Source organism: Terrabacter sp. P5_B1 (assembly GCF_056400505.1).
Genome location: NZ_JBFULD010000159.1, coordinates 1 through 9,426 on the forward strand (window position 1 = coordinate 1; position 9,426 = coordinate 9,426).

Sequence of the window (9,426 nt, forward strand, 5' to 3'; positions counted from 1 at the left end):
GCTCCGGCTCCGCCGAGGTCGTCTCCTCGGACCTGTTGCGTGCGGTCGTCGGCAGCGGTGAGCACGATCTCGACGCCACGGTCGACGCGTTCGCCCTTCTCGAGCAGGTCGTCACGTCCCGGGTCGGGCGCGGCCTGACCACTGTCGTCGACACGCTCGGCACCGACGTGGCCCGCCGCCGCCGCTGGTTGGCCGCGGCCCGGACTGCAGGGCTTCCGGCCGTCGCGGTCGTCCTGGACACGCCCGCGGCCGTATGCCGTGCGCGCAACGCCGCTCGCGAGCGCCCGGTCCCGGCCCGCGTCCTCTCGAGCCAGCTCGCCTCCGTCGCCACCACCCTGGACCTGCTCGAGCAGGAGGGGTGGCAGGTCGTCCGGGTGGGTCCGGACGGGCCGACGCCCGAATGGCCGGAGCCGGACCTCTTGGGAGTCCGCCGCCCGGTCGCCCCACCCGCCGCCCGGTCGGCCCTGCGCGGTGTCGTGCTCCAGCTGTCGCGCTTCCCGGCCGAGGGGGACCTGCTCGCATGGCTGCGCGACATGGCGGGTGCCGCCGAGGAGGCCGGGCTCGCCGGCATCGCACTCATGGACCATCTCATCCAGATCCCGCAGGTCGGCCGCGCCTGGGACCCGATCCCCGAGCCGTGGGTGACGCTCGGAGCCCTGGCCGCCTCGACGACGCGGCTCCAGCTCGGGACGCTCGTCACGCCGGCGACCTTCCGCGCCCCAGGCATCACGGCCAAGGCCGCGGCGACGCTGTCGGCCCTGACGGGTGGGAGGGCGTTCGTCGGGGTCGGTGCGGGCTGGTGGGAACGGGAGCATGCGGCATACGGCCTCGGGTTTCCCTCTGCGAGAGCGCGCCTCGACGCACTGGAGCGGGCGATCGAGATCATGACGGCTCTCTGGGCGCCCGGCACCAAGCCGTATGCCGGACAGCGGGTCTCGCTCCCCGAGACGACGTCGTACCCCCGGCCGGTCGGTGACCTCCCGTTGATCGTCGGCGGTGGGGGTGACCGCACGCTGCGCATCGCGGCCCGCCTCGGGGACGGCTGCAACGTGCCGTCCGACGAGGCGGGGCTGGCCAAGGTCGAGCGCTACCTCGCCCTGGTGCGAGAGGGAGGTCGCGATCCGTCGACGGTCCACGCGACGGTGCTGGACCTGCCTCTCGTCGGCCGGGACCGTGACGACGTCTGGTCCCGCGTCGAGCGCCACCGCGGACGGGCGCCTGCAGCCGCGTTCGCGGCCCGGCACCATGCGGGGACTCCGACCGAGCACGCCCGCCGCCTCGCCGGCCTCGCGGAGCGCGGGGTCACGACGGCGTTCATCGCCCCGGTGGGGCTCGACGGACCGGACGACGTCCTGGCACTCGCGGCGCTCGCGACCGCGTTCGGCTGACCCCGGCCCGGCCACTAGGGTGGCGCGCATGGGTAAGGCATCACGTCGACCGCGCGGCGAGCGCGCTGACCGTTCCGCACGTCCGCTTCCGGCCCCGTTCGTGGCCCGCCCCTTCGAGGGCCTGCCCAACGAGACCGACTGGGTGGCGATGCGCGAGATCGTCCCGGCCGCGACCGCCACGGTGCGCTTCGCCAAGGGCCAGGCGCCCGAGGGTGCTCCCGACGAGGTGACGATCGCGACCGTGCTCCCGCTCGCCTGGCCGGGCCTGCACCGCGAGAGCGGCGAGGTCGTCGTCGGCATCCAGTCCGGCAACGGCAGCGGCGACACGAGCCGTGACATCGCGCAGGCCATCGCGCTCGCGGCCGTCGCCGAAGCCGGTTCGCCCGTCGCGACGCTGCCCGTCTCGATGGCCGACACCCCGCGCCTGCAGGACATCCTCGACACGGACGCGCCCTTCGAGATGCAGCTGCACGAGGGCTTCGACTTCTGGGTCGCCGACGCCGACCTCGACGCCGACGGCAAGGAGTCCCTCGAGCGGGCCAACGAGTCGGCCATCCCGACCGTGAAGCTCGACGCCGCCCCGTCCACCTTCTGGTGCCGGATCGGGGAGCGCACCTACGTCCGCTGGGTGCTGCCCTTCGACGAGGACGCTGCCACCAACGCCCTTGCTCGTCTGCACGCGGCCGGCGAGAGCCACCTCGGCGACGACGGCCGTCTGCTCGGCTGCTTCCGCTCGAGCGGGCTGCTCATCCCGGTGTGGGAGGTCGACCCCGGCGCCGAGGCCGCCGCCTTCGAGGCCGCCGTCGCGGCGATGAAGACGAAGATCGACGATGCCGCTGCTGCCACCGAGCCGCTCACGGCCGCCGAGCGCGGCGCCAGGGCAGGGCTGACCAACCGCCAGGTCACCCTCCGCTGAGAGGACGGGTGACGATGACGACCCCGCCGCTGTCCGTCGCCGTCGTCATCCCGGCCAAGGACGAGTCCGCGCGTATCGCCGCGACGATCCGGGGGGTGCGCACCATCCCCGGCGTCCGTGTCGTCGTGGTCGTCGACGACGGGTCGACCGACGGGACCGCGGCGATCGCCGCCCGCGCCGGTGCCGAGGTGGTCCGGCTCCCGCGCAACCACGGCAAGGCCGACGCCTTGATGAGCGGCCTCGGTCGCGTCACCGGACTGCGCCGCGTCGGTCGTCTCGACGACAGCACGGCGGTGCTCTTCGTCGACGCCGATCTGGAGGCGTCGGCCCGCGCCGTCGGTGCGCTCGTGGGACCCGTCGCCTTCGGCGAGGCCGACCTCACCATCGCGACCTTGCCTGCGCAGCAGGGCAGCGCCGGCGGGCACGGCCTGGTCGTCGGCCTCGCCCGACGCGGCATCGAGGAGCTGACCGGTTGGTCTCCGAAGCAGCCCCTGTCGGGGATGCGCTGCCTCTCGCCGGCCGCGATCGCTGCGGCCACTCCCTTCGCCCGCGGCTGGGGGGTCGAGGTGGGCATGACCGTCGACGTGCTCGATGCCGGCCTGACCGTGCTCGAGGTGCCGTGCGACCTGCAGCACCGGGTCACCGGCACCGACTGGCGCGCCCAGGTGCACCGCGCAGGGCAGTATCGCGACGTCGCCCTGGCGCTCGGCGTCCGCCGGCTGCGCCGTCGCCTCGGCCCGGGCTGAACCAGCCACGTGCGGAACTGCGCACTCGTCGCTCGAGTGCCCAATTCCCGACGGGGTSGGGCGTGRGGAGCTGTGCACTCGTCGCTCGAGTGCCCAGTTCCTGACGGGGTGGGGCGTGGGGAGCTGTGCRCTCGTCGCTCGAGTGCCCACTTCCCGACGGGCGTCAGAGGTGGCGGTCGCGGCGTCGGCGCACCGGCGCGTTCCGTGCCTCGATGGACAGGAAGTGCATGACCGCAGAGACGACGAGCGGCACCGTGAAGATCGCCGCGACGGGTGGGATCGCCGCGCCGGAGTCGTTGGTGAGGAAGCCGATGACTGCCATGACGATGACCGAGAGCAGGCCGCGGCGCATGATCGGGGCCTCCTCGAGCAGGCGCCGCAGCGGCTCCGTGCCGAAGGTGCCGGGCCGCAGCACGATGATGACGGCGACCACCATGAGGGCGACGACGAGGACCAGCAGGACCGGCAGGTGCACCGAGAGGGAGACGTTGGCCCACAGCTTCCGGGACACGACGTCCCACGCGCCGCCGTCGAGGACCGTCTGGAGGAAGCGTCCCGGGTGCGAGCGCTCCGCCTCGGGGCGTCGCCAGTCGAGGTAGCACACGAGCCCGACGACGAGGCCGGCGACGAGCAGGACGACCGAGACGTTGCGCACCGACGTGCGCCACCCCACGACGCCCATGAGCAGGAAGCCGAGCGCGGGCACCAGCGCGACGGGGCCGCCGAAGTCGGCCCCCCACGCCGGGAGCACGTCGACGGCGAGGGCCACGCCACCCACGGTGACGACGGCGAGCACGGCGAGGCGCGGCGCGTTTCGGCGGACGAGCGCGTGCGCGAGGGCAGCGCACAGGAGCAGGACGGCGGCGGCATACAACGCGAAGGCGACGTTGCCCATGCCGTAGAAGCGACCGCCGACGAGTGGTTGGAGGCCGAAGATCGAGGAGATCTGCAGACGCGAGCCCGTGAGCAGGTCGATGCCGATGACCCCGGCCGTGATCGCCGACATCGCCGCGAGCGGGCCCAGCGCCGAGCTGCTCCACGGGCCCTTCAGGCAGGCGAGGCTGAGGAGTGCGCTGATCACGAGCACGAGGACGAGGAGCATCGCGACGAGCGCGACGGTGTTCGTCGACGCCCGCCACCACGGCAGCAGGTTGGCCAGGAAGGTGGCGGCGGGCATCGCCGCAGCGACGAGCCCCACGAGCCGCGCCAGGCGCAGCACGCGCGCCCGGGTGAACCGCCGGTTCCACGGTCGGGCCCGCCGGACGACGAGCCACAGGACGAGCATGGCGAGGACGGTGCCGGCGAGCCAGAGGATGAGGAAGGGCGCGACGATGCGGTGCATCGCGTCGGCCTTGGTGTCGATGTCGGTCAGCGCCGTGAGCTTGCTGGCGGCGGTCGACTCGCTGTTGTTCGCCGAGGGGACGACGCCCAGGGCCCGACCGCCGATCTCGGACTTCGCCTCGACGCTGGCGCGCTGGAGGATCGTGGCCGTGATGTCGGACAGCTGGGCGACCCCGGTCAGGCGGGTCGAGGCGGACGCGAGCAGGCCCGGTCCGTAGTGGGGACCGCTCGCCGTGAGCAGCCGCAGCCGTTCCTGCTGGTCGCGGTCGGCGAGCCCCGCCACCACGAGGTCGGCCCCGCTGGGCATGGCGTCCATGACGAACTCGATGCGGCGCTCGAGGCCGTTGATCCGCTCGAGGTGTCGCGTCGGGTCGGGGTCGGTCGCGTCGATGCCGCCGACGTCCACGATGCTGACCGGGCACTGGGCGAGGTCGGAGACGAGGGTCGTCGCCTGGAACGGCGTGTACTTCGCGACCGTGCCGTCGGAGGTCGCGGCGGCGAGGGCGGCGCCCGGTCCGATCGCCTGGATGCACGTCTTCTGGGCCGCGAAGCTGTCGCCGAGCAGGCCCAGCCGGGCCCGGAACTCCGCCTCGCGGGAGGCGGTCGCCAGTGCGCTGAAGCCGCTGACCCGGAAGCCGAAGGCGGCGTCGCCCGTGACCGAAGGGAGCGGGGAGCACTGCGGGCGTGCCTCGGCCGTGTCGGGTCCGGCTGCCTCACCGGCGGAGACCGTGGCCCAGCCGTCGGTGGGGCACGTCGTCAGGCGCAGGCTCTTGACCGACACCGAGGCTGCCGAGCCGTCGCGGAGCAGCCCCCAGAGGATGGGGGTGTCCTTGGCCGACACGTCGTCCCACGACAGGCCCCCGAGCCCCACGACGACGAGCGACTGCCCGGGCTGGGGCTGCGCCGTGGGCGGGACGGGGACGGTGTTGCGCCCGGCATAGGCGAGCGTGAGAGCAGCCACCAGAGCCAGGAGCAGGACGACGAGCGTCTTGACGGGGTGGCGGCGGATCACGGGGGACAGACTACAAACCGGGCCTGTCGGACCACGGCGCGGTCACGGGCTGGAACCGGCGCGCCGCGCGGCACCCGCGCGGCTACCCTTGCCGATCGTGGACGCCTCGACGCTGACGACCCTGGCCATCGTGGCCGTCGCCGTCGCGCTGCTCGCCCTGGCGCTCGCCGTCGCCGCGCGGCAGCGGTTGGCCGGGGTGCGACGCGACTTCGCCGCCCTCGACGACGGCGGACAGACCGACATCGCGCGCGTGGCCGCCACCCAGAACCACCGCATCGACCGGCTCACGGCCGAGCTGGCCACGCTGCGTGAGCACGTCGCGAGCGCCGAGGACGACGTGCGCCAGAGCCTGCGCAACGTCGCCGTCGTGCGGTACGACGCGTTCGGCGACATGGGTGGACGCCTGTCGTTCTCCGCCGCGATCGTCGACGACCTCGGGGACGGCATCGTCCTCAGCTCGATCCACGCCCGCGGCGAGTCCCGCACGTATGCCAAGGGCATCGTCGGCGGCCGGTCGAGCATCACCCTGACCCCCGAGGAGCAGCAGGCGCTGGCCTCGGCCACCAAGGACGAGCCGGGCTCGAGCCGCCCCGTGCGGCCGGTCGGCTCGTCCGACCGGACGAAGGACGCGTCGTGACGCCGCCCCGCACGCCCGCCGAGCTGCACCGCTTCGGCTACCTCGGTCCGCGCGGCACGTTCACGCAGATGGCGCTCGACGCGTGGGACGCCGCCGAAGGCCGGGAGCACCTCCCCTTCGGGTCGGTCGACGCCGCCCTGTCGGCCCTGCGCGCGGGCGACATCGATGCGGCGATGGTGCCGATCGAGAACTCCGTCGAGGGCGGCGTCTCCGCGACCCTCGACTCGCTCGCGACGGGTGAGCCGCTCGTCGTCATCGGTGAGGTGCTCGTCCCGATCACCTTCGTGCTGTGCGCCAGACCGGGTATGCCGCTTGCCCGGGTCCGCACCGTCGGCACCCACTCGCACGCGTGGGCCCAGGTGCGCGGCTGGATGAGCGGGCACCTCCCCGACGCGGAGTACGTCCCGACGCTGTCGACGGCGGCGAGCGCGGCGGCCCTGGCCCAGCCGGGCGAGGTCATGTTCGACGCCGGGGTGTGTGCTCCCGTCGCGGCGCGAAACGAGGGTCTCGAGGTCCTCGCCGAGGACATCGGCGACAACGCGTCGGCCGTCACGCGCTTCGTCCTCGTCGCCCGCCCGGGCACGCTGCCTGAGCCGACCGGCGCGGACAAGACCACCGTCGTGCTCTTCCAGCGCGAGGACCACGCGGGTGGCCTGCTCGAGCTGCTCGAGCAGTTCGCGGTCCGGGGCGTCAACATGACGCGGCTCGAGTCGCGACCGACCGGTGCGGCGATGGGGTCGTACTGCTTCTCCATCGACTTCGAGGGCCACCTCCTCGACGCCCGGGTCGGCGAGACGCTGATGGGCCTGCGCCGGGTCTGCGCCGAGGTGCGCTTCCTCGGGTCCTACCCGCGGGCAGACGGCGGTCGCCCCGAGGCGCGTCCAGGCACCTCCGACAAGGACTTCGACCGGGCGCGCGCCTGGCTCGACGACCTGCGCGCCTGAGCGGTTCGACGTCGGTTCCGACCGGCGGGGTCAGCCGATCGTGGCGCCCATCTTGAGCAGGAAGAGCGTCTCGTCGCCGACGACACCGTCGTCCCCGACCCGGTTGGCCTGCTGGAAGCGCTGGACGACCTTCTTCGTCTCGGCGCCGAAGTCGCCGTCGACGGTGATGGTGCCGCCGGCTGCGCGGAGCGCCCGCTGGAGCGTCACGACCTCGGCGCCCTTCGACCCGACCTTGAGGGTCCCGGTCCCGAGTGTGCGCGAGATGAGCAGCACCCACATGCTGCCGTCGATGCGGCCCGGTGTGGGCCGTGGGCCCTCGAAGCTCGCCTCGACCTTCTTGACCGCCGCCCGCGTCTGGGCGCCGAAGACACCGTCGACAACCACCGGCCCGTAGTCGCCGTCGTTCAGGAAGCACTGCAGGGCCCGCACCGCTGCGCCCTTCGCGCCCGGCTCGAGCACGGGGTATCCCGGCAGGGTCCGCTCGCACGAGCCCGCCACGCTGCCGGGATCGGCTGTCGGACCCGGGGCCGGCGTGGTCACCGTCGGGGTGGGTGCGGTGGTGGTGGTGGTGCGCGTGGCGCTCGGAGTGTTCGGCGCGCTCGGAGTGTTCGGCGCGCTCGGGGTCGGCTTCGTCGGGGTGAGCGGGTCGGCCGTGACCGTCGGGATCGGGCCGGTCGCGTCGTCACCACCGGCCCCGGACGCCGGGGTCGTTGCCGTCGTCGTCGGCTGCGCCGTCGGTGACTCCATCGCGGTGCTCTGCGGCGCTGTGCTGGTGCAGGCTGACAACGTGAAGCCCAGGACGACCGCCATTGCTGCGGAGGCGAACTCGACCCGCCGGCTTCCGGTGCTGCGAACGCCTGCCCTGACCTGCATCTGACTCCCCGAGCTCACGTGACGGCCCCGACGTCCGCTCACGTTCGCCAAGTATGCGTCACGGATGCGAGCGCGGGGGCGCGACTCGCGGCAACGGCATACGCCCCGCTCGCGGTCCTTCTCCTCCTGCGGACAGGGGAGGGGGCGCCGGTGCTGCCAAGCCCGGCGCCCCACGACGGAACCGCCCCCAGGGAAGTCCCGGTCCCCTGTGGTCACCGTGCCCGCTGCCCCTGCGTAGCGCCCCCGAAGCACGATGACCGTTCCCCTGAACACCCAGAGTCGTCGGTTCCCCTGGTGATACATCCCCGGACAAAGAGTTTTCGGAGGGCTCGATGTATCAGGAAACCGCATACGCACTCTCAGTCGGGTGTAAGGGTCTTTCAACACCACCCCGCCCCTCAGGAGGTTGTCGATGTCAGAGTCGGGTCCCGACGCCCCCGGGGGCGCCAACGGCGACGGCGCAGGCGGCGGTTCTCGTCGTCCCGAGCGACCGCCTGTCCGGGCGCTCGACCCGGCCACGGCGATGCGCTTGGCCGAAGAACAGCCGCCGCTTCCCGCGCTCTACCTCTCCGACCGCCTCCTCGTGCGCAGCGCGGCAGGTGGCGGACGGCCCCGAGGTCTCGACGACCTGCGCACGGCCCTCGCCAAGCTCGAGCTCGACTTCCGGGTGACGCCGCGGTCCGACGGGAGCCCGCGTGACCTCGACCAGCCCACCTGGGGCACGAGCGTCACCCTGACGCCGACCCGCTCGATCGACCCCGTCGACGCGTGGAGCGTGCTCCAGCGACTGCGCCACGCCGGAGAGCCGATCGTCAAGCAGCTGAGCCTCGAGCACGTGCTCCGGCCGGCCGGCTACTGGGGTGGGGTCGGCTACTGGGGCGGTGTCGGTTACTGGGGTGGGGTCGGCTACTGGGGCGGTGTCGGTTACTGGGGTGGGGTCGGCTACTGGGGCGGGGTCGGGGAGCCCGCGCTGCAGGAGTACGGCGTCCCCGGACGCGGGGGACGTATGCCGGTCGCTCTGACCGTGCCCGACCCCCGGCTGCGGGCGCGTCCGGTCGACCGCAGACCCGTCGTCGTCGTGCCGGACACGCCGGTTGCCGCGCACCCGTGGTTCCAGGACGAGGAGGGACTCGTCCGGATGGAGCTGAAGAACGGTCGACTCGAGCCGATCCCCGCGGGGCCCGCCAAGCCAACGATCTCGGCGCCACCGCTGGTCGAGCCCGTCGGGCAGCTCCAGGGGCACGCGACGTTCATCGCCGGGCTGGTCCGGCAGGGCTGCCCCGAGGCGACGATCCTGTCGATCCCGGTCATGGGCGACGACGGCATCGTCGACGAGAGCGTCATGCTCGACGTGCTCCAGGCCCTGCTCGACCGCCACGTGCACGGACAGGAGAACGACGACGCGTCCGAGATCGTCGACGTGCTGTCCCTGTCCCTCGGCTACTACGCCGAGGACAGCACCTACAGCTCCGGCCCCGTCGCCGAGCTGCTCCAGCGGTTCGCCGCCCACGGGGTCCTCGTGGTCGCCGGCGTCGGCAACGACGGCACGGACGCGCCCTTCGTCCCGGC

9 protein-coding genes are annotated in these 9,426 nt (G+C 73.3%); 7 read left to right on the forward strand and 2 right to left on the reverse strand.

Features of this window, described 5'->3' with window-relative positions; translation table 11 throughout:
• From AC1DP0_RS12625 to AC1DP0_RS12635, 3 genes are all read left to right on the forward strand, one after another.
• A partial coding sequence (locus AC1DP0_RS12625; protein ID WP_478084906.1) for an LLM class flavin-dependent oxidoreductase occupies window positions 1-1,388 on the forward strand: 1,388 nt, incomplete at its 5' end.
• Between the two features lie 28 nt (window positions 1,389-1,416).
• Complete coding sequence (locus AC1DP0_RS12630) at window positions 1,417-2,304, forward strand: DUF5926 family protein (RefSeq protein WP_478084907.1); 888 nt, start codon at window positions 1,417-1,419, stop codon at window positions 2,302-2,304.
• 14 nt (window positions 2,305-2,318) lie between these two features.
• Window positions 2,319-3,050: a glycosyltransferase gene (locus tag AC1DP0_RS12635; RefSeq protein WP_478084908.1), complete on the forward strand. Its 732-nt coding sequence runs from the start codon at window positions 2,319-2,321 to the stop codon at window positions 3,048-3,050.
• Between the two features lie 163 nt (window positions 3,051-3,213).
• On the opposite strand, the gene AC1DP0_RS12640 is transcribed toward AC1DP0_RS12635, so the two are convergent.
• A complete protein-coding gene (locus AC1DP0_RS12640; protein ID WP_478084909.1) occupies window positions 3,214-5,403 on the reverse strand; it encodes a hypothetical protein in 2,190 nt (729 codons plus the stop codon).
• 97 nt (window positions 5,404-5,500) lie between these two features.
• Between AC1DP0_RS12640 and AC1DP0_RS12645 the strand changes: the two genes are divergently transcribed.
• Together AC1DP0_RS12645 and pheA are read left to right on the forward strand one after the other, a co-directional pair.
• Window positions 5,501-6,040 carry a DUF4446 family protein gene (locus AC1DP0_RS12645; RefSeq protein WP_478084910.1) on the forward strand — a complete coding sequence of 180 codons (540 nt, stop codon included), beginning with the start codon at window positions 5,501-5,503 and terminating at the stop codon, window positions 6,038-6,040.
• The gene (pheA, locus tag AC1DP0_RS12650) at window positions 6,037-6,984 is read left to right on the forward strand and encodes a prephenate dehydratase (protein WP_478084911.1); all 948 of its coding nucleotides are present in this window, start codon (window positions 6,037-6,039) and stop codon (window positions 6,982-6,984) included. Before AC1DP0_RS12645 ends, pheA begins: the two co-directional genes overlap by 4 nt.
• 30 nt (window positions 6,985-7,014) lie before the next feature.
• On the opposite strand, the gene AC1DP0_RS12655 is transcribed toward pheA, so the two are convergent.
• Window positions 7,015-7,524, reverse strand: coding sequence for a peptidoglycan-binding domain-containing protein (locus AC1DP0_RS12655; protein WP_478084912.1), 510 nt, complete (start codon window positions 7,522-7,524; stop codon window positions 7,015-7,017).
• 34 nt (window positions 7,525-7,558) lie between these two features.
• Between AC1DP0_RS12655 and AC1DP0_RS12660 the strand changes: the two genes are divergently transcribed.
• Both AC1DP0_RS12660 and AC1DP0_RS12665 read left to right on the forward strand, forming a co-directional pair.
• Window positions 7,559-7,861 carry a hypothetical protein gene (locus tag AC1DP0_RS12660; RefSeq protein ID WP_478084913.1) on the forward strand — a complete coding sequence of 101 codons (303 nt, stop codon included), beginning with the start codon at window positions 7,559-7,561 and terminating at the stop codon, window positions 7,859-7,861.
• A gap of 408 nt (window positions 7,862-8,269) precedes the next feature.
• Window positions 8,270-9,426, forward strand: a 1,157-nt coding sequence (locus tag AC1DP0_RS12665) for a hypothetical protein (protein ID WP_478084914.1), incomplete at its 3' end; no start/stop codon positions are given.

What these genes read in the sequence shown, in the direction of transcription:
- AC1DP0_RS12630 (WP_478084907.1), top strand. Translation starts at nt 1,417, where the DNA reads ATGGGTAAGGCATCACGTCGACCGCGCGGCGAGCGCGCTGACCGTTCC.
- AC1DP0_RS12635 (WP_478084908.1), top strand. Translation starts at nt 2,319, where the DNA reads ATGACGACCCCGCCGCTGTCCGTCGCCGTCGTCATCCCGGCCAAGGAC.